This window comes from Rhizobium sp. NPDC092011 (genome assembly GCF_044756305.1).
Taxonomy (GTDB): Bacteria; Pseudomonadota; Alphaproteobacteria; order Rhizobiales; family Rhizobiaceae; genus Rhizobium.
The window spans coordinates 95151-113659 of sequence record NZ_JBIVSO010000001.1 but is presented as its reverse complement, the minus strand read 5'-3'; the positions used below and the strand labels follow the sequence as shown (position 1 = coordinate 113659).

The 18509-nt window shown below is 57.9% G+C and carries 15 protein-coding genes and 4 pseudogenes; 10 read left to right on the top strand and 9 right to left on the bottom strand.

Annotated features, from left to right (window positions below; all coding sequences use genetic code 11):
- Positions 1-817 precede the first annotated feature (817 nt).
- Together ACIQJ2_RS00685 and ACIQJ2_RS00680 are read left to right on the top strand one after the other, a co-directional pair.
- Positions 818-1501 (top strand): response regulator, encoded by a 684-nt coding sequence (locus ACIQJ2_RS00685; protein ID WP_400666597.1) that lies wholly within the window; start codon positions 818-820, stop codon positions 1499-1501.
- Entirely contained in the window at positions 1494-2828 is a 1335-nt protein-coding gene (locus tag ACIQJ2_RS00680) for a sensor histidine kinase (RefSeq protein WP_400746480.1), read from the top strand. The genes ACIQJ2_RS00685 and ACIQJ2_RS00680 overlap by 8 nt, the downstream gene beginning before the upstream one ends.
- On the opposite strand, the gene ACIQJ2_RS00675 is transcribed toward ACIQJ2_RS00680, so the two are convergent.
- Positions 2825-3592 (bottom strand): cytochrome b/b6 domain-containing protein, encoded by a 768-nt coding sequence (locus ACIQJ2_RS00675; protein WP_400666599.1) that lies wholly within the window; start codon positions 3590-3592, stop codon positions 2825-2827. The genes ACIQJ2_RS00680 and ACIQJ2_RS00675 overlap by 4 nt on opposite strands.
- 33 nt (positions 3593-3625) lie before the next feature.
- Positions 3626-4117, bottom strand: a complete 492-nt coding sequence (locus ACIQJ2_RS00670; RefSeq protein ID WP_400666601.1) for a hypothetical protein — start codon at positions 4115-4117, stop codon at positions 3626-3628.
- Between the two features lie 934 nt (positions 4118-5051).
- Here ACIQJ2_RS00670 and ACIQJ2_RS00665 point away from each other — a divergent pair.
- From ACIQJ2_RS00665 to ACIQJ2_RS00635, 7 genes and pseudogenes are all read left to right on the top strand, one after another.
- A pseudogene (locus tag ACIQJ2_RS00665) lies at positions 5052-5516 on the top strand (tyrosine-protein phosphatase); the annotation flags it as partial.
- 446 nt (positions 5517-5962) lie between these two features.
- Positions 5963-6565 carry a hypothetical protein gene (locus ACIQJ2_RS00660; RefSeq protein ID WP_400666602.1) on the top strand — a complete coding sequence of 201 codons (603 nt, stop codon included), beginning with the start codon at positions 5963-5965 and terminating at the stop codon, positions 6563-6565.
- A 1-nt stretch (position 6566) separates the two neighbouring features.
- Complete coding sequence (locus ACIQJ2_RS00655; RefSeq protein ID WP_400666604.1) at positions 6567-7229, top strand: ABC transporter ATP-binding protein; 663 nt, start codon at positions 6567-6569, stop codon at positions 7227-7229.
- Positions 7222-7896, top strand: coding sequence for an ABC transporter ATP-binding protein (locus ACIQJ2_RS00650; RefSeq protein WP_400666606.1), 675 nt, complete (start codon positions 7222-7224; stop codon positions 7894-7896). The genes ACIQJ2_RS00655 and ACIQJ2_RS00650 overlap by 8 nt, the downstream gene beginning before the upstream one ends.
- A complete protein-coding gene (locus ACIQJ2_RS00645; protein WP_400666608.1) occupies positions 7893-10547 on the top strand; it encodes an FtsX-like permease family protein in 2655 nt (884 codons plus the stop codon). Before ACIQJ2_RS00650 ends, ACIQJ2_RS00645 begins: the two co-directional genes overlap by 4 nt.
- 205 nt (positions 10548-10752) lie before the next feature.
- Positions 10753-11004, top strand: coding sequence for a DUF1344 domain-containing protein (locus ACIQJ2_RS00640; protein ID WP_400666610.1), 252 nt, complete (start codon positions 10753-10755; stop codon positions 11002-11004).
- A gap of 59 nt (positions 11005-11063) precedes the next feature.
- A pseudogene (locus ACIQJ2_RS00635) lies at positions 11064-11366 on the top strand (IS3 family transposase); the annotation flags it as partial.
- Positions 11367-11423: 57 nt separating this feature from the next.
- Here the strand turns inward: ACIQJ2_RS00635 and ACIQJ2_RS00630 are convergent.
- From ACIQJ2_RS00630 to ACIQJ2_RS00605, 6 genes are all read right to left on the bottom strand, one after another.
- On the bottom strand, positions 11424-12521 hold the full coding sequence (locus ACIQJ2_RS00630) for an amino acid ABC transporter permease (RefSeq protein WP_400746406.1): 1098 nt from the start codon (positions 12519-12521) through the stop codon (positions 11424-11426).
- Entirely contained in the window at positions 12518-13618 is a 1101-nt protein-coding gene (locus tag ACIQJ2_RS00625) for an ABC transporter permease subunit (protein WP_400666614.1), read from the bottom strand. The genes ACIQJ2_RS00630 and ACIQJ2_RS00625 overlap by 4 nt, the downstream gene beginning before the upstream one ends.
- A 100-nt stretch (positions 13619-13718) precedes the next feature.
- On the bottom strand, positions 13719-14243 hold the full coding sequence (locus ACIQJ2_RS00620) for a protein-tyrosine phosphatase family protein (RefSeq protein WP_400666616.1): 525 nt from the start codon (positions 14241-14243) through the stop codon (positions 13719-13721).
- Entirely contained in the window at positions 14240-14812 is a 573-nt protein-coding gene (locus ACIQJ2_RS00615; RefSeq protein WP_400666618.1) for a GntR family transcriptional regulator, read from the bottom strand. The genes ACIQJ2_RS00620 and ACIQJ2_RS00615 overlap by 4 nt, the downstream gene beginning before the upstream one ends.
- 52 nt (positions 14813-14864) lie before the next feature.
- Positions 14865-15434, bottom strand: coding sequence for a hypothetical protein (locus ACIQJ2_RS00610; protein WP_400666620.1), 570 nt, complete (start codon positions 15432-15434; stop codon positions 14865-14867).
- 29 nt (positions 15435-15463) lie between these two features.
- A complete protein-coding gene (locus ACIQJ2_RS00605) occupies positions 15464-16504 on the bottom strand; it encodes a transporter substrate-binding domain-containing protein (protein ID WP_400666623.1) in 1041 nt (346 codons plus the stop codon).
- Between the two features lie 283 nt (positions 16505-16787).
- Between ACIQJ2_RS00605 and ACIQJ2_RS00600 the strand changes: the two are divergent.
- Positions 16788-17782: pseudogene (locus ACIQJ2_RS00600) on the top strand (IS110 family transposase).
- Positions 17783-18229: 447 nt separating this feature from the next.
- Here ACIQJ2_RS00600 and ACIQJ2_RS00595 read toward each other — a convergent pair.
- Positions 18230-18459 (bottom strand): annotated as a pseudogene (locus ACIQJ2_RS00595) (LysR family transcriptional regulator); the annotation flags it as partial.
- Positions 18460-18509 lie beyond the last annotated feature (50 nt).

The window sequence follows — 18509 nt, the reverse complement described above, 5'->3', positions numbered from 1 at the left end:
GGCGACCTGAACAGCTCATTACAAATTCGTAAGATTACGCTGCACCGCGAGCTACTTGCTTACGAAAGGGTGAGTTCATGCCAACGCTTTGCAAATCGATGACGCGGGTATCGCGAAGTTGCGTGCGATGGTTTCTGGCAGGAACATTTGCATCAATTCCGTAGAAACGGGCTTTCACGAGCAGATCCGACCGGCACCGTGACTTAAAAAAATGCAAAGCACAGCAGATGGCGGCGATGACCAAAGTTCTGGAGGGACCTCTCAAGCTGGTAGAGAATGTGATTCTCCAGCAGAACGCCGTTACAAGCCTCACTCTGGATGTTTGCCGTTCGACGGCATCCGTCGGGCTTAGTTGATTCTTCCAGGCACGGATCCCGTCATGAGGCGTCAGCCACCACAGAGCTAGCAACGTATCGTCGATCTTGCCCTCGTCGGGATCCATGAAACAAGATAGCATACACGTCGCCGGAAATACCGCGGTCTCCACGGCTGAGGACTCATGATCACCACTAACCTCAGCTTCAGTGACCGGGCCAGCGTCTTCAGCTATGCCAGATTGACCACCGCGTTGCTTGATTAACTCACAATCACTGCCACATCCTCGAACCCGAAACGGCAGCTTCCACTTCAAAAGCAGTTAAGCGGGTGGACCGAAAACCAAAGGAGAAAAGCTGAAACTTGATCAACTAAAGGATTGCTAGATCCAGACATTATTGCAAAATCCTGCTGGAATTGTATGATTCAGGTCTCAAATGACCCCACTACAGCGAGACGTCGTGTTGATCAATTGTCGTGATGGCCGCGGGTCAGGTTCCGAATGCGATTGCTGCTAGTCGAGGATAGCGCACGTCTGCGGGATTTGCTGACTGAAAGTGTCCATCACGCAGGCTGGCGTCTGGATAGTGTGGCGATGGCCGCCGCCGCACTGTTGGCAACCCAAACAGTCAGCTATGACCTAGCCTTGGTGGATCTTGGTTTACCGGATGGCGACGGTTTGGATCTTATCCGGGATCTGCGCCGCGACGGTTTTATCGCCCCAATTCTCGTCGTCACCGCTCGGGGCTCCATCGACGATCGAGTCGCGGCCCTGGATGGCGGCGCCGATGACTATCTCCTCAAGCCGTTCAATCACATCGAACTGCTTGCACGTTGCCGGGCGCTCCTACGCCGCCGGGCTCCGCACTACTCCGAATCCATTGTCCTTGGTGGTCTGTCCTTCGACCCCGCAAGCGGCGTCGTTGCGGCCGGGGGGGAGCCGCTGGCGATCGCACCGCGCGAACGATCCGTCCTGGAATTGCTGCTGCGCAATGCCGACCGGGTCACTTCCAAACAGATAATAGAAAGCAAGCTTTCCGAATTTGGCGACGATATCTCCACCAATGCAGTGGAACTGGCGGTTTCGAGGCTCCGCCGCCGCCTCGCCCCATTCGATTTGCCCATCCGGATCGAGACAATACGCGGTATTGGTTATTTGCTGCGGGAAAAGCGGGAAGATGGCTGACCGGCCGCAAACGCTGATTCGGATCATCACGCAGCGTATTGTGCTTTTTGCAGTGCTCGCCATAGCAGTGCAGGCTGGGCTCGTCTTTGCGGATTACTATTTCGACAACGAGCAATTGGCAACGTTGATGATCGAGCGCGAAACGGGGAAACTGTCGGCAGGCTTCGAACGTCGACACGACGAGACGCCCTACAAATTGCCTCACGACCTCCACCGCTACGGCGAACGGGGCGGTTTCTATATAACCCGCATCCGCACGCCTTCGGGGCAGATTCTCTACACAAATTGCGATGCGCGCTGCGACAACCATCTGCTGCCGCAGGAGGTCAATCCGCCGGACCTGTGGTCTCGTATGCTGAGTGACGGCAAACCACTCGCTGTTGCAGGCGGCAAGACCTATGAAATCGATGGCGACAAGTTCTTCATCGAAATCGCGATCCTGCGTGACAGCGACAGCATCATGTGGGCGGTGATTGGGCGCGAATTTGCTGACCATCTGGCCATTCCGATGGCGATCATGCTGTTTTTCGTTCTTGGTGGCACATTGTTGTCAATCCGGCGGGCCTTGCATCCGGTTGCAAAAGCTGCTCAAGAGGCAGGCCATCTCGATCCGCTCGATCCCAGTCACATGATCAACCAGACCGGCATGCCGCGTGAAATTGCCGATCTTGCAGCAGCTGTGAACCGAAGCCTTTCGCGCATCGGCGCGCTCATGAAATCCCAGCGGCTGTTCACCACTGCCGTCGCGCATGAAATCCGCACGCCATTAGCAATGATGAAGCTGGAGCTCGGCAATATAGACCATCCGCGGGCGCGCAAGATCGAGGCCGATCTCGACACGCTGGCGGGTTTTGTCGGCCAGATCACCGCGCTGGGGCGGCTCGAAAGTGCTGACCGTGCGGTGTTCCGGCCGGTCGATCTGGCAAAACTGGCCGATTGGGTGGTCACCGATATCGCGCCCCTGGTCTATGACCTCAATCACACCATTGCCTACAGCAATCTTGGCGCCGCCTCTATTGAAGGTCATGCGCCGCTGCTTGAGGACGCATTGCGCAACCTCATCGAAAACGCCGTGAAACACACCCCGGTAAGTGCGGCCATCGAGGTTGTCGCTGGTCCTGGTCTGCGCTTGACGGTCAAAGATGACGCAGGTGTTTTTGACGCTCCAACGGAGGTTCCGTTTGGCGATCTCAAAGCCGACCATATGGGTATCGGCCTCGAGATCGTGCGCCGGATCATGACGTTGCATAAGGGACGGCTGGAGATTGAGGTGGAGCCCGGACGTCTTACAGCCATGACGCTCCTATTTGACGAGGCCAAGCCCTAAATTGAGGCGAAAAAGGAGCCGCTAAGCAGCGTAACGGTACCATAAACCAGGCCAAAGGCGATCAGAAGACAGACTGCGGCAGCAGCCAGCGAGCCACCCGTCGCCTCTTTATGATCGACATAGACTTCGCGCCGTTTGCGGCCGGTGATCATGGCACCGATGAGGTTTTCACGCTTGATGAACTGATAATAGAGGTTCGCGACGATATGCAGCCCCGCGAGGACGAGGATGGCGAAATAGAACCACACAGCATGGATCGAAGCAGCCCAACTCGAAACGGTATCACCCACCAGTCCGGCAAAAGGGCCTGAGGCGGTCACTCCGTCGCTGGAGAACATACCAAGCAGGACTTGAACGCCACAAGCGACGATGAGACCGATGACCATCAGACCGCCGGCGGGGTTGTGGCCAAGATAGCGCTCCGCTCTGTTGCGCCGTAACGCCTTGAGATAGGTCCAGACGGCGGCGGGAGAGCGTACGAAACCGGAAAAGCGAGCCGTTGAACTACCGAACACACCCCAGAGGACACGGTAGACCACCAGCACGAGGACACCGTAACCGGCGGCTTTGTGAACGGTCATATCCGGATCGTTGAAACTGCTAGAGACCCAGGCCGTGATGATCAACGCGACGAGCGACCATTTGAACAGACGCGTGGGAAGATCCCAGGCACGAACGACATCGCTCTTGGCAGATCGAATCCCGCCGCTGTGCTCGGATAGCGGCTCGGAATAGACTTCAAAGGCAGATTTTTGTTCGCGCATGGGGCGTTTCCTGTTCGCGGAGAGCTGCAACGGCTATTTATAAGCCGTGTGGCAGGACTTGCATTCAGTTGCGATTGCCACAAATGCCTTGCGGAAGGAGGCTTTATTCTGTGTCTGCTGGCTCGCGGTGTTGGCTATCATGGCCATCTTGCTGAAACGGGCGTGAATATCCATTTCCTTGGCGCCGCGTTGGTTAGCGAACATACTGTCGGCCGCTTGGGCGTCTGCTGCATAGCGCCGCAGAACCTGTTCAGCGGCGTTAGTGTCAAAGTTAGCAAGGACGGCCTTGGCGGACGTCGTGTTATCGGCCATGCCGCCCATGATGCTTTTAAGCGATGCAGCGGCCGCAGGTCCTACCAACACCGCGAGGACAAGTGCGGCGCCAATATAACGACGCAGGTTAGATGAAGATTTCGATGATGATGTCATGACGCTCTGTTTTGGTTGATCTCTGAGAAGTCCCGTCTGTTTGGAACCGGACAACGACAGCCGTATTGAAGTTCCAAAGATCGGTGTCGCCAGCATGAAGCGTGTATATCTTGGAGATCAATTGCGGCGAAATCCGCGACCACGCCTTATCAACCGGCCGGCTTCGTTCTCTCATGACAGGCTTTTGACAGGTTGACTTTTGCGTCGCACATTGATTGCGGCGCAGCATCCACCCGGGTGCTTCGTATTCGGCAATGGCGCCGCCGCGGTATCCTCATCATTCAGTCCGCCGCGGTCGAAGAACTTCGGTCAACCAAAGTTGGGTGAGATTTGCCGAGGCGCTATAGATCCGCTCATCGTCAAGGCACTCGACAACGCCGTTGCGGATGTCCTGGCAGAGCTGCAGTTTGAATTGTGCCGCATGCCGATTGTATGGGCTCGTGACTTCAGGAGCCTTCTCCGTTCAAGGCTCACAGAGCGTGTCGGTTTTCCGGTCCCCGTGCTGCAGCTTGGGACTGGCTCACTCCATATATCGAGCATCTTTCAATATAATCCGTCTTGATCGGCGGCTTCCTGCCGGAGATTTTCCCTTCACGGTTTGTGTCGCCGCCCAAATTACAAGGTATCTGCTTTCGACCAGTTGTCCGATCGGCTTGAGGCGAAGCGACCAGGTGCAGACGACCAACTGATCAGGCCTGTTCACCTTAAGGCATTGACGCATAGACTCACGTCACTGCTATCGAGTGTAAATCAAGGTTGCGCCTTTGGTGAGCATGGACCTCGCCGTTAGCTAGCAGGGCCTTCCCGCGCTGGAGGTGTTCAGGTGCCCGTCAGGCTCTTCCATCATTTCATGGAAAATTGATGAAAGGATTCGGCGAAAGTAATGAGAGAAACTCGTTTTCGCAAAGCGATCCTCGCCGTATTTGGCGTTCTAGGCTTCGTTGGCTTGGGATGTACGTCTTATCTGGGCTTTCTGCAGTTGACCGGCAACTTCCATCCGGTGGTAGATGGTTAGGCATACCGTTCGGCGCAGCCAAGTGCCGACGAACTTGCCTCATATGTGCGCGCGTATGGAATTAGGGCGGTTATCAATCTACGAGGCACGCATCCCGGCAAAGCTTGGTATGATACCGAAATCGCGATGGCTAAAAGCTTGGGCATACAGCATATCGACTTCGGGATATCGGCATCTAAAACCGTATCGCGGCAAAGGGCAGAGCGACTGGTCCGAATAATGGCGTCGGTGCCCAAGCCCATTTTGATTCACTGCCGATCGGGAGCGGATCGAAGCGGCTTAGCAGCGGCACTTTATGTCAGTAAGGTCGCGGGTCTGGACAACGCTAAGGCTGAAGCTCAGCTTTCCTTTTACTATGGGCACGTGGGCATTCCAGTGGTTTCTGCTGCCTATGCTATGGACAAAAGCCTGAAAGATATCGAGGCGCAGGATGCGAAGCCGGAGCAGGCAGAGCTTATTGGCGATATCGATGAACGATAGGCAAAAGATTGAATGCGGCCCAGAAAAGCAAGGGAAGAAACTGGTTCTGCGTGAGCATTTGAGCCCATAAAGCGACGCCGCTCTAATGCTTCTTACCCATCCATCACTGATATGTAGGTTGAGAGCGGATTGGACAAGGCTTCAACCCCACAAAAGTTGGCGGATAATGCTTCCAAGCGCTCATTGAGCGAGCGCCGTTGCTGAACCCGTTTTTGCCAAGAGTCATTGGCTAACGCTGTGAAGCTATCCGATCTAGGATTAGCTTTTCGGTGACTACGGTCACCATTGCATCCGCGCACAAGGTGAGATCACCGTAAACACCTTCCGTCGATTGCTGATTGGCTCTCCTTTTTGAGAGACTTTACGATTCTGTATATTTGCAGAGAACCGTCCGTAAGCTGACTATTCTACATTGGTGCATCTCTTCACATGGAAGGATCACAACAATGGAAAACATTTTTGCCAATGTGCCCCGGGCGGCACTCGCCACGCTCCTGCTGTCGCTTGGCTGCGTCGGCCCAATTTTCATCCTTGCCGACGGCTCGCCGACCTTTGCCGCCGAAAAGGCCGTACCGGCGGAAAAGAACCCCCCCGGCGACATTCCGGATACGCAGGTTTTTATCGACTACACGTCGCCGCAAGGCTTCAAAATGAAGGTCCCCGAAGGCTGGGCGCGTTCTGACCATGTCGATGGCGCTAGCTTCGTCGACAAGCTGGATGGCGTGATTGTCTCGGTTTCGAAGGTCACCTCGGCGCCAACCGCTGAGAGCGTTAAGGCGAATGAGGTGACAAACCTCAAGACCACCGAGCGGGCGGTGACGGTAACAGCTGTCGAGGCCGTAAAGCTACCAGCGGGCCCGGCGATCCGTATCGCCTATTTGTCGAACTCGGAACCGAACGCGGTGACGAACAAACAGGTTCGCTTGGAGAACGAACACTATCTTTATTTCAAGGACGGAAAATTAGTCACTCTCGAACTGTACGCTCCGAAGGGCGCGGACAATGTCGATCAGTGGCAATTGATGTCCAAGTCATTCCGGTGGAACTGACATGGCCGCACTCGTCGCACGCGAACTATATCGATTTTTCCACGTGGGCGAGGACGAAACTTTCGCGCTGCGCGGAGTGAGCCTATGCCTGTTGCATGGCGAGTTCGTTGCCCTGATGGGGCCTTCCGGCAGCGGCAAGTCCACATTGCTGTCATGCCTGACGGGATTGGACGAGCCGGACGGAGGCCACGTCGTGGTGAGCGGCATGCGCCTGCCCCGGCGATCCGAGGCGGCACGGGCGCGTATCCGCGCGGCAAATTTCGGCATCCTTCTGCAGTCCGGCAATCTGCTTGCCCATCTCAGCGTAGAGCAAAACATCCGCTTCCAGATGATGCTGGCCGGAAAGGTTGACGGCGCCCGCGTCGATTCGCTTGTCGAAATGGTAGGGCTGCGGCATCGCACGCATGCCTTCGCCACGCAGCTTTCAGGCGGCGAAACGGCGCGCGCTGGTCTTGCGATCGCCCTTGCCGCCGACCCGCCGATCCTTGTTGCCGATGAGCCCACCGCCGAGGTCGACGCCAACACGGAGTCGCGGCTCATCGATCATTTCGAAACCAGGCGCCGCGCTGGCCTTACTACCTTGCTCGCTACCCATAGCGCGGCTTTGGCTCGAAGCGCGGATAGGATTATCCGGCTGCACGATGGGAGGGTCGAGGATGACTGAGATCTTGGCGATCTGCAGCAGCGTCGACCGGGAATTTTTAAGCGGCAACGAGCATATGCCCGTGCTGCGCAATATAGACTGCGAGATCCGGAAAGGTGATCGCATAGCCCTGGCCGGTCCTTCCGGCTCCGGCAAGACAACCTTGCTGCATATTCTTGGTGGGTTGGACCGCCCGACGAGCGGTACGATCGAATGGCCCAGCCTAGGTGCGATCGAGCAGCTTCGCCCACGCCGGATCGGCTTCGTGTTCCAGTCGCCTAGCCTGTTTCCAGCCTTGACGGCGGCACAGAATGTCGACCTGCCCGCGATCTTGGCGGGAGAGCGTACGGTGTCCAGCGATAGCGGCTCGCTCCTGTCCCGCTTTGGCCTTGGCGAACTTGCCGAGAAACTGCCCGAGGAACTGTCGGGCGGCCAAGCGCAAAGGGTTGCCATGGTGCGAGCCTTGGCTCTTCGGCCGAATCTCGTCCTGGCCGACGAGCCGACCGGACAACTGGACTTTGCCACGGCGCAATTCTTCATGGATGCGGTGCTGGAGCACCTGGAAGGAACGGGCGCGGCTCTTGTCGTTGCTACGCATGATGAAGCGATGGCAGCCCGGATGGCGACGCGCTGGACGATGGATCATGGCCGTCTGACCTGCGGCAGAATGAAAGTGGTGGGAACATGATGTTTGTTCTGTGGATCCGAGGCGTCCTTGCCCATCGGCTCGCCCGTGTTGCGGGTTCAGCGGTCGGTATCGCGCTCACGTTTGCACTTCTTGCCATATTGGCACTGTTCCTAGTGAGCGCCGGGGCTTCCATGACCTCCCGCGCGATATCGGCCGTGCCTATCGACTGGCAAGTCCAGCTCGTGCCGGGCGCTGATCAGGACGCCATACGAAGGACATTGCAACAAACGGCGCTCGTCCAGACGGTGCATGAAGTTCGCTATGCCGATGTGGGCGGTTTTGAAGCGAGCACAGACGGCACTGTCCAGGTGACGGGCCCGGGACAGGTGATCGCCTTGGACGACAATTATCTGCGCGATTTTCCCATGGAAGCTCGGTTCCTTTCCGGCAACCGCGACGGCATCCTCATCGCGCAGCAGACAGCCGCCAACCTGCATGTCGGGCCAGGAGACAGTGTCACGATCAAGCGGATAGACTTGCCGCCACTGACCGCGAAGGTAGACGGCGTGGTCGATCTTCCCGACGCCGATGCGTTGTTCCAGGCCGTCGGCCAGCCGCCCCAGACAGCTCCGCAGGCGCCTCCGGATAACGTGCTCATCCTGCCATTGGCCGAATGGGGGCAAGTCTTCGATCCTCAGGCGAAGGCGCGTCCCGACACCACCCGGCAACAGATGCATGTCAGGCTCGTTCACAACGCTCTGCCGCCGGATCCCGTGTCGGCGTTCACCTTCGTCACTGGCGCCGCAAGGAACCTGGAAGCAAAGGTCGCGGGACAGGCTCTGGTCGCGGACAATCTGGGCTCCCGCCTTGGTGCGGTACGCGAAGATGCGCGGTATGCATCCGTGCTGTTTATGTTCCTCGGATTGCCCGGTGTCGCATTGGCGCTCGCTCTGACCTTCGCGATAACGTCATCGGGCGCGGCACGCCGGCGCGTCGAGCGGGCGCTGCTGCGTGTTCGTGGCGCCGCCTCGCGGACGATCCTTGCCTTGTCCGCCGCCGAGGCAACGGTCGCGGCGGCCGCCGGTACTATGTGCGGAATTGCGACGGCGTTGTGGTCGAGCCCTTTGGTGCCGGGACTGCACATGATTCCAGGCGTGACCGCCCCGATCCTGGGCCTCGTCGCGGCCGTGGGACTCGTCGCGGGCTTTGTCGCCTATCTCTATCCTGCCTGGCGCGACATGCGGTTGAGCACGCTCAGCGCGGCGCGGCGCTCTGTAGACGAGCTCACACGGCCGCTTTGGCAGCGCCTGTGGCTGGACGCGCTGCTGCTTCTGGCGGCGAGCCTGTTCTTCTGGCAATCGGCAAGCACTGGATACCAGATCGTGCTGGCACCGGAAGGCGTGGCGGCAACGGCCGTGGACTACAAGGCGTTTATCGCGCCCGCCTTGTTCTGGCTTGGGCTGGCACTGATGACGCTGCGGTTGTCGAGCAGCGTAATCTCGCGCAACGGTTCGCTTCTTCGAGCTCTCATAAGGCCGGCCTGTGGCGTGCTCACACCTATCGTGGCCGCCGCATTGTCGCGGCAAGGCCACCGGCTCACCGCAGGCATTGCGATGACCGCCCTGGCAATCTCGTTCGCGGTCTCGACTGCAATTTTCAATGCCACCTACAATGCACAGTCGCGTGTGGACGCCGAGCTCACCAACGGAGCCGACGTCACCGTATTCGGCACGTCCGAAAAGCCCGCCGATGCCCATCTGACCGCGCTCGCTTCCTTGCCGGATACGGCCGCCGCCGAACCGATGCAGCATCGCTTCGCCTATGTCGGTGCTGACCTTCAGGATCTCTACGGCATCGATCCTCTGCGCATCGGGCGTGCCACTAGTCTTTCAGACGCCTATTTCAGCGGCGGCAACGCCGTAGCCACACTCGCCAAGTTGGCCACGACACGAGACGGTGTACTGCTGTCGGAAGAGACTGTTCAGGATTTCCAGCTTGAGCAGGGCGACACGATCAACTTGCGTCTGATGAACACCCGCGACCATCAATATCATCCGGTGCCGTTCAAATTTATCGGCGTAGCACGCGAGTTTCCGACTGCGCCAAAAGACTCCTTCCTCGTGGCCAATGCCCGATACATTGCCGAAAAGACCGGCTCGGCAGCCTCGGAATATGTGCTGCTGCGCGCCAAAGGCGATCCGGCGGGTCTTTCTGCGCAAGCTTCGATCCTCCTTGCATCCGACCCGTCGATGAAAATCAGTGATATCGGCCAGGCTGCCCACTTGATCGGTTCGAGCTTGACAGCAATCGACCTTGCCGGTTTGACGACAATAGAGCTGCTCTTTGCTGTGATAATGGCCGCTGCAGCGGGCGGACTGATGCTGGCGCTGGGCCTCATCGAGCGACGCAGGAACTTCGCCATTCTGAGCGCCATCGGTGCCACCCGTCCGCAATTGGCGGCCTTTCTGTGGAGCGAAGGTCTTCTCATCATTGCCGGAGGCGTTATTTTCGGTCTGCTATCCGGGGTGGCGACGGCCTGGATGCTAGTGAAACTGCTCACCGGCGTGTTTGATCCGCCACCCGAGGCGCTGTCGATCCCTTGGAGCTATCTCAGCATCGTCTTGCTTTTGATGGTAGCAGCCGTCGTCACGGCAGTTCTATTCGCAAGACCGCCGAGAGGTCATGACGCAGAATATCTGCGGGATTTGTGAGCATCCGGCTGTGCGCCGATATCCCGTTGGCGGTGGCCGGCACATCTTACTCATTTGTATGGTTCTTGAAATGTACCGGCAAACTGCATGCGGCAAACTGGGTTCTCTCCCTCAATGGGAGGTGCTCGATCGACCGAGCTCTTGGGCGCTGCCCGGTGATCAAGGTTCTCTCGGGCAAACATTCAACCCAATAGGAGCTGGAGATATGAAGAAGCCCATCATAGCAGTTGCACTGATCCTAGTCGCATCGACGACGACCGTCTTCGCCAAAGAGATGACCGGCACGGTCGAGGCGATCGACAAGAGCCACGATTCGATCACGCTCTCGACTGGCCAGACCTTCACGCTGCCTGAGGGTATCGAAGCCGAAACCCTCAAGGTCGGAGAAACGGTCAAGGTCGTCTATTCCACCAAGGCCGGCAAATTATGGGTTTCGAGTATTCATGCGGCGAAGTAGGTGCCACAATATACGGAACACACCCAAATCAGCACAGCGTTACGGTTTGGGTGTGTTTTGTGCATTCTGATCAGGGTGCCCATTATCGTTGGCCCGGCTGGCTGTCGCGCATGCAAAATGCTCGACTGGCCCGATCCATGTCACGCAAAGGGTGCTCGCCGGACAATTCGGCCTGCGAAGGATTTTTTGGGCGGCTGAAAAACGAGATGTACTATAATGGCACCTGGATCAATACGACCCCTAACGACTTCATGCAGCAGCTGGATTCCTACATCCAGTGGTACAATCAGCATCGCATAAAGCTCTCACTCGGCGGCATCAGCCCTGTGGAATACCGTCGGAATCTCGGAATTGCAGCATAAGCAGTCCAAGAATTCGTCCGCACCTCCCTAGGGGCATTGTTCAAAGCCAGTTTACACTCAGGACCTTCGGCTCCGTCCGATTGCCGCCCGGGTTGCGAGCCGCCGACCGATCCACGAGAGGTAGGAACAAGACAATAGAAACCATGCGCCGACGAAGACATATGCTTCGAGCGCCTGGTTTCCCCAGGCAACATCGCTGAAGGCCATGCGGGCGGTGGCGCTGAGGTCATGCAGACCGAGAATGACGACGAGCGATGTGTCCTTGTATGCGCCGATTGCACTGTTGACCAGTGATGGCATCGCCCGTTCGATCGCCTGAGGCAAAAGTACGAGCCGGGCAGTGCGCCAAAAGCCCAACCCGAGCGACGAGGCTGCTTCATGCTGACCTGGCGGCAGCGCGATCAGGCCGGCGCGAATATCCTCTGCGAAATAGGCGGCGTGGAAGAACGCGAGCGTAATGAGGATTGCCAGGATAGGATCGATGGCCACACCCCTCGGCAGAGTGAGCGGTAGTACGAAGACGCCGACAAACAGCAGCGTTACCATCGGCACGCCGCGCATTATTTCAACATAGGCACTGGCGAGTCGGCGCAGCAACCGATGATGTGTCTGATAGCGCGCCAACGCCAGTAGTACGCCGAACGGCAAAGCAAGGGCGAGCGCTATGGTGGAGAGGATGAGCAGGATTGGCAACCCATTCCAGCGACTCGTATCGACAGCGGGGAGACCGAGGAAGCCGCCCCCCATCAACGCGAAGGATGCGGCCATGCCCGACAGCCACAAGAGCGAGAAGACGCGCATATCCAACCAGCGCCCGCCGGCAGCCATCTTGCCGGTCGCGATGGAGAGGCTTAGGAGAATGAGTGAAACCAGCATCGATCGCCATTGCTGATCGAATGGATAGGTGCCGAACAGGATGAAACGGGACTTCTCCACCCAGAAAGGCCAGCAGGCGCCATGGGCGGTCGCACAAGCCGCCGGATCGGCAAGAGGGGGCACCGCCGACAGAAACAACCAGTCAAGGATGCCCCATGCGATAGCAAGAATAAGGGCAGCACTTGCCAAGGACAAAAGGCTCGTGCCTGGCCGGGAAAGATGGGTTCGCAGCCAAGACAAAAGCCAATCGTATCCCGCCGTTTGAGGAGCCGCGTTCATCGCAATTTCCGTCCTTCCCGCGCACTGATCTGGGCGCTCCAGAGGTTTAGAGTTCCCGTAAGAGCGAGACACAGAAGCAGATAAATCGACATGGTGATCAGCATCGTCTCCATTGGTCGGAAGGTCTGGTTGATGGTCGTGCCGGCGACGGACATGAGATCGGAATAGCCAACGGCGATCGAGATTGACGTATTTTTCAAAAGGTTGGCGAATTGATTGTTGAGGGGCGGTACGACCGTGCGCAGAACCTGTGGTACGACCACGAGCCTCGTCGTCTGGCCGCCCTTCAGACCCAGCGCGGCGGCGGCCTCGATCTGGCCTCTTGGAACGGCCTCGATACCGCCGCGCAGCACCTCGGCGATTTGTGCGCCGTGATAGAGCCCAAGGGCAATTGCGACCGTGCAGAACTGGATGGAGATCGCAATTCCACCCTTGATCGAAAAGCCTGCAAGCAGCGGGCGTGAAAGGCCAAGTGGTGCTGCGAGCACGACAGCGAGCGCTGCAGATACGGCAATGGCAATGAAGACCGCAACACTCGGGACCGGGGCTCTCCGACCGGTCATGGCTTGGCGGCGAGAGGCCTGGCGTATCCATAGCCAGATGAGGCTTGGTATGAGCAGCAGACAGGTGAGAAGCCAACGCATGTTGCGCGGGTCGTCCCGGAGCCAAGGGAGATAGATCGCCCGGTTGGAAAACGTAAAGGGACCGATAACAAAAGCCTGACGGATGGCAGGGAGCCCATTGACGGCAACAACGAAGATAACCAGCAGCACTAGGATTTTTGGCAGATTGCGGAAGAGCTCGACATAGGCCAGTGCAAGCAGACGGGCGAGCCGCGCCTGGCTGACGCTGAGTAGGCCAAACAAGAGCCCAACCGCCGAAGCAATGACAAGACTTGCGCCGGCAACGGCAATTGTATTGACAAGCCCGGCGGCGATCGCGCGCAAATAGCTTTCGCTTGCATCATACGGGATCAGGGATTCGCTGAGATCAAACCCCGCCTGCTGAACCAGGAAAGAAAAGCCCGGTTGAATGCCGGCCGCTGCCATGTTGGATTGGATATTGAAGGCGATCGACACGCCTATGGCCACAATCACCAGGCAGGCGATCGCGTCCGTCCAAGATGGCCCCCGACGGGTTCTTGGAGGCCCATTGTGTGGAGAAGGAGAGGTCTGCGCGGTCCGATCCATCGGCATGTCAGGCGCTCGTTTCAGATGATTGCGATTGAGGCAGGCGCGCGCAACGCGCTACCAGTGCCTTTTGGCCTTCTGTTTCCGGTCCGGATCCCGCATTTGCGACGAGTTTGGTGGCTGCCCCGGCCCCAAGGCCGAGTGCGAGCAAGACGCAGATCGCCATGGTGCCGGTCCGGCCAATTCCGGCTGCACAGTGAACGAAGATTCGGTTGCCGCTCCTCAGATCGGCGGCTGTGCGTTCGGCGAGGAGAAAGAAGCTGGTTTCGTCTGCAGGAATGCCGAAATCGGCAACTGGGAAGCGAACAATACTGATCCCCACGTTTTCGGCCAGCGCGGCAGCATAGTCCGGCGCTTTTTTTTCGATTTCGGCGATCGGCGCGAGGTTGATGATCCGATCAATTCTCTGGGTCTGCAAGGCGTCGAGGTCGTTGATGAATGGGCGCAGACGCCCAGGCATCGGGCCGAGCCAGAGTTCTCCGGCGATATCTTGCGACAGCCGGACGGATCGCAGAAAAGGCGTGTCGGTCATGGAGTTTCCATCGCAAGGATCTGAAGAATATCGGTCGGTGTGCCTGCCGCCGAAACGGCTGCGACGGTTGCATTAAGTGCGGGAAAGGCAGAGGCGACATTCCGATAAGCCGACTGCATACGCCAACGGATCCCGCGCCAGTGCAGCGCAGCATGCGCCTCGGCAACGATCGGATCCTCCACAAGATTGGAGGCGAGATCGAGCAACTGGGCACGAACGGCGAAATAACTTTCAACCGGCGGTCCGGCTGGATTGGCAATGAGCTCCGCGGTGGTTGCGATCTGCACGCGCGCTGAGACCGATAGCGACGGCGCACAGCAATGCGTACAAAGGCGCAGTATGTCCGACAACATTAGGAAATGCAGATCTCGTCGGGTCGGGTCAAGCGTACTGACGACGGTGCCCACACCGGATCGCGTTTCCAGCAGGTGCTCGAAGGAAAGTCGCTGCAAAACCTGACGGATAGGTGTTCGACTAACGCCGAACTCCTGAGCCAGCTTGCCTTCGTGCAGCATCATTGGCGTGTCTGGATGGGCGGTGCAGATGCGGAAGCGCAATTCCTGCAGCATGTCCTCCATGCGAGGGGGGCCGGACTTTGATGTTTGTGGCAAGCTCACGCTTTCACCTTCCAATAGTTTCTGTATTTTTGCGGTTGCCGCTCTGCGCGACCAGCCAGGCCTCCTGACGTGGGCTCTCGACCGATTCCGGGAAGGCTGCGCGCAGCCAGGCGAGAGCTTCGTCAACGGAAAGGCCCCGCTCGTTGAGAATGTGGGCTGCAACCATGCCACTGCGCCCGGCGCCGAAGCTGCAGCATAAAGCGACGGCTTGGCCGCCAGCAAGGGTCATCGAAACGCGCCCGTGAAGACGCCGCCATGCCCGCATCCAAGGCGCGTCCGGCACTGAGAAGTCGTCAATCGGTAACGCGATGAAGCCCATGCCGGTATGTTTCACTCTTTCACGGAGCGTGGCTCTGAAACCGTGAGGACAATCCTCGTCGCGTGCGAGTAGGAGGAAGAGTGTCGCCGAAGACGCGTCGAGGGCTGCAAGCGTTTCGTCGATGCCCTCGGGATTGACCCATGTCTCGCCGCGATGATCGATCATGACGCCGGGGGCGCCGAGGGTCACGAGGCGTCCGCCGCCAGGGCAGTCGACGACGGCGCGAATGGATATGAGGTTTTCGATATCCGTCACGTCGCCGTTCCTCCTCCTCGCCCTTCGCCTCATCGTATTGGATAGGCGTACATCAGGCCACCTTTGCCGACCGATGCGTTCTGACTGCCATCGCGTTTCAGGTCGAAGGGTGTTCCAGGGCCGAGGTTGCGATTGAATACCTCATCATAAGAGCCGACCTGCTTTATCACCTGATAGGCCCAATCGGCGGGCAACCTCATCTTGGCAGCCATGTCGGCGGCCGCACCATCCTTGCCGAAAAGACGTTGTACCGCTTTTGGCTGGTTGTCGAGATTGGCTATGGCGGCATCCACATTCGTTGAGTTGATACCCAGCTCGTCAGCGTTCAACATGACTTCGAACGCCCAGCGCACCGCTTTTTCAAGCGTGTCGTCCGGCTGCGTTACCAGCGTCAGCGGTTCGGCGGAGATGATCTCGGGGAGGATCACAAAGTCACCCGGATTCTTTGCAAGCTGCCGATCGGCAGCCAGAGCGGTGACGTCGGAGGCATAGGCATCACACTTGCCGGCGAAGAAGGCCTGCAGGCGCGCCGTCTTGTCGGCAATATTCTCGATCTTGTAGTCGAGGCCCTTGGCGGCGAACCAATCGGCGATGTTGAGCAGCGTCGTCGACCCGTCTTCGGCGCAGATCGTTGCTCCTTTCAACTCCTTGGCGGAGGTCACGCCAAGCGCTTTCGATACCATGAAGCCTTGTCCGTCATAGAAGGTCGTCGCAACGAATGCGAGACCAGGATCGGCTGAGCGGGTACCTGTTTCCGTGATCGATCGGGCGGCCATATGAGCTTGGCGGGCGACAAGATTCTTAAGGGAATCGGAAAAGCCAACGCCGCGAATGTCCGCCTTGTTCGCATCGCCCAAGATCGCTGCGGCCGCCATGCGGCAAAAGTCGGCATTGAATCCGCGGAAGATGCCGGCGCTGTCGGGCACGGAGAAGCCGGGCGCGCTCGGGCTTACCAAGCAGATGACCTTTTGCGATGTAACTACTTCGTCAAAAACGGGGCCTGCGTAGACAAAAGACGAAAATGCAAGAGCCGACGCGCCAAGTGCCGCCGCGAGATAGGATCGAAGCATGAAATTCTCCTCCAATGACAGGCGTGAACAATATACCTGTATACAGGTATGCATATGCACGTTTTCGTTCGGTGTCAACAATTGAGATTGGGCTAATTTGGTTGCCTCAAAGGCGTGGCGCATGATGCCTTACGTTCGGTCAGAGCCTTCTTGCGTTGACCAAGACGCCACTAAATCGAAATCTCAAATCCAAGAGTAAAGACATTTGTTGGTTATGGGATGGCCCGCCCTTCCGAGAACATCGAGTATGATGTCTCGTCATTGAAGGAAGAGGAGCCAGATCATGACGATTTCGATACTTGGCATCGACATAGGAAAGAACAGCTGCAGCGTTGTCGGAGTTGATGACAAAGGTTCGGTGATTGCCCGCCGAACGATGCGGCGTCAGACGCTCATTGAGTTTGTAGGCAAGATGCCGGCATGCATCATTGCTATGGAGGCATGCTGCGGCGCTCACCACCTTGGGCGACTTTTCGCAGCACGAGGACACGAAAAGCGCAGAAGAACGACGACAGGGATGCGGAGGGCATCGCGGAAGCCGCGTCGCGTCCAACAATGCGATTCGTCGAGCTCAAGAGTGAGGAGCAGCTCGATATTCAGTCGCTGCACAGGGTTCGATCGCGCCTCGTTGCACAAAGAACCACGTTAATCAATCAAATCCGGGCGATCCTCCTTGAGCGCGGTCTCATTTTTGCTGCCGGTCGTCGCAAGCTTGAGGTTGCCCTGGATGTCCTTCCGGGTGATCAAGAGGCCAACTTGTCTCCGCGCATGCATCAACTGATTGTTGAATTGCGAAAGGAGTGGAAAGTGCTGGATACGAAGATTGCGGCACTGAACGCTGAGTTCGTGTCGCTCGCGCGGCACAATCTTGCGATGCGTCGTTTGACGACTATCCCCGGTATCGGTGTACTTAACGCCACAGCCCTGGTTGCCGCGATCGGCGACGCAAGCAGCTTCAAACATGCGCGAGATCTCGGCGCGTGGCTAAGGCTTGTTCCACGACAGTTCACGACCGGTGGCAAGCCACGGCTGCTCGGAATAACGAAACGCGGCAACAACTACCTTCGAACTTTGCTTGTGCACGGCGCACGAGCGGCGATGCCCGTACTCAGTCAAAGCGATACGCCTGTCGGCCAGTGGCTTCGAGCGCTGGTTTCCCGCGGTATTCACCGGAATGTCGCGATCGTGGCCCTTGCAAACAAGCTTGCGCGTATTGCCTGGGCTATTTTGCGTAAGGAGCGACCGTATGAGAAAACTTTCGGCGTAGCGCCAGCGTAACGGGGTTGGCTGCGCTTATGCGCAGCCCATGATGTTTGCGAGAAGGAATATAGATGGCCTGACAGCCAATCGGCGTTCAGAAAGCCCAGGCGTGGAAATGGTTCATTGAAACCGTGTTGGTTATCGTGGCTCTGGACGTGCGGATATCCATCTTGGCTACGGCGTGACCGTAAGACCGAATACGTTGAAGCAGACTGCACAAGGAATCTAAAAAAACTACTTGCAAACAGGGCGGGCCATACGTTTCCACGCCGAACTGAGCCGGTTAGGCACATAAGGGGATGCGGACGAAAACTTGGACCACCAGGAGGTAGTTCATGTATTCCCATGCAGACAGAATTCGCGCGGTCGGGCTGTATTATCAAGCTCGGCAAGCGGGTTAAGGCGACGATCCGCCAATTGGGTTATCGCAGACTGCAGGCGTCGCTGATGAGGCAGAGCGTGACAATCTCGCTCGGTCAGCAGCGCGTCCGTTCGCTCGAACAGAGCGCGTCCCTCCTTTGTGAACTTCACCATTCGTGCGCCACGCTCGAACAGACGCAGATCTAGATTTACCTCTAGCTCAGTTGCGCGTCGGGACAAAGTTACTTTCGGACGGCCCGATGCGTGCGCGCCGTACTACCGACGCCAACGTTGCGGGCGACGAGATTAAAATCGGCAAGCGCGAGCAGATTCATACGTTCCGCCAGTGAGACGGTCTGTCCAGATGAAGTGTCCATCGGGATCA

Bases quoted from the DNA above. Each gene is read 5' to 3' on its own strand.
- ACIQJ2_RS00685 (WP_400666597.1), top strand. From the start codon at position 818: ATGCGATTGCTGCTAGTCGAGGATAGCGCACGTCTGCGGGATTTGCTG.
- ACIQJ2_RS00680 (WP_400746480.1), top strand. From the start codon at position 1,494: ATGGCTGACCGGCCGCAAACGCTGATTCGGATCATCACGCAGCGTATT.
- ACIQJ2_RS00675 (WP_400666599.1), bottom strand. From the start codon at position 3,592: ATGCGCGAACAAAAATCTGCCTTTGAAGTCTATTCCGAGCCGCTATCC.
- ACIQJ2_RS00670 (WP_400666601.1), bottom strand. From the start codon at position 4,117: ATGCTGGCGACACCGATCTTTGGAACTTCAATACGGCTGTCGTTGTCC.
- ACIQJ2_RS00660 (WP_400666602.1), top strand. From the start codon at position 5,963: ATGGAAAACATTTTTGCCAATGTGCCCCGGGCGGCACTCGCCACGCTC.
- ACIQJ2_RS00655 (WP_400666604.1), top strand. From the start codon at position 6,567: ATGGCCGCACTCGTCGCACGCGAACTATATCGATTTTTCCACGTGGGC.
- ACIQJ2_RS00650 (WP_400666606.1), top strand. From the start codon at position 7,222: ATGACTGAGATCTTGGCGATCTGCAGCAGCGTCGACCGGGAATTTTTA.
- ACIQJ2_RS00645 (WP_400666608.1), top strand. From the start codon at position 7,893: ATGATGTTTGTTCTGTGGATCCGAGGCGTCCTTGCCCATCGGCTCGCC.
- ACIQJ2_RS00640 (WP_400666610.1), top strand. From the start codon at position 10,753: ATGAAGAAGCCCATCATAGCAGTTGCACTGATCCTAGTCGCATCGACG.
- ACIQJ2_RS00630 (WP_400746406.1), bottom strand. From the start codon at position 12,521: ATGAACGCGGCTCCTCAAACGGCGGGATACGATTGGCTTTTGTCTTGG.
- ACIQJ2_RS00620 (WP_400666616.1), bottom strand. From the start codon at position 14,243: ATGACCGACACGCCTTTTCTGCGATCCGTCCGGCTGTCGCAAGATATC.
- ACIQJ2_RS00615 (WP_400666618.1), bottom strand. From the start codon at position 14,812: ATGCTGCAGGAATTGCGCTTCCGCATCTGCACCGCCCATCCAGACACG.
- ACIQJ2_RS00605 (WP_400666623.1), bottom strand. From the start codon at position 16,504: ATGCTTCGATCCTATCTCGCGGCGGCACTTGGCGCGTCGGCTCTTGCA.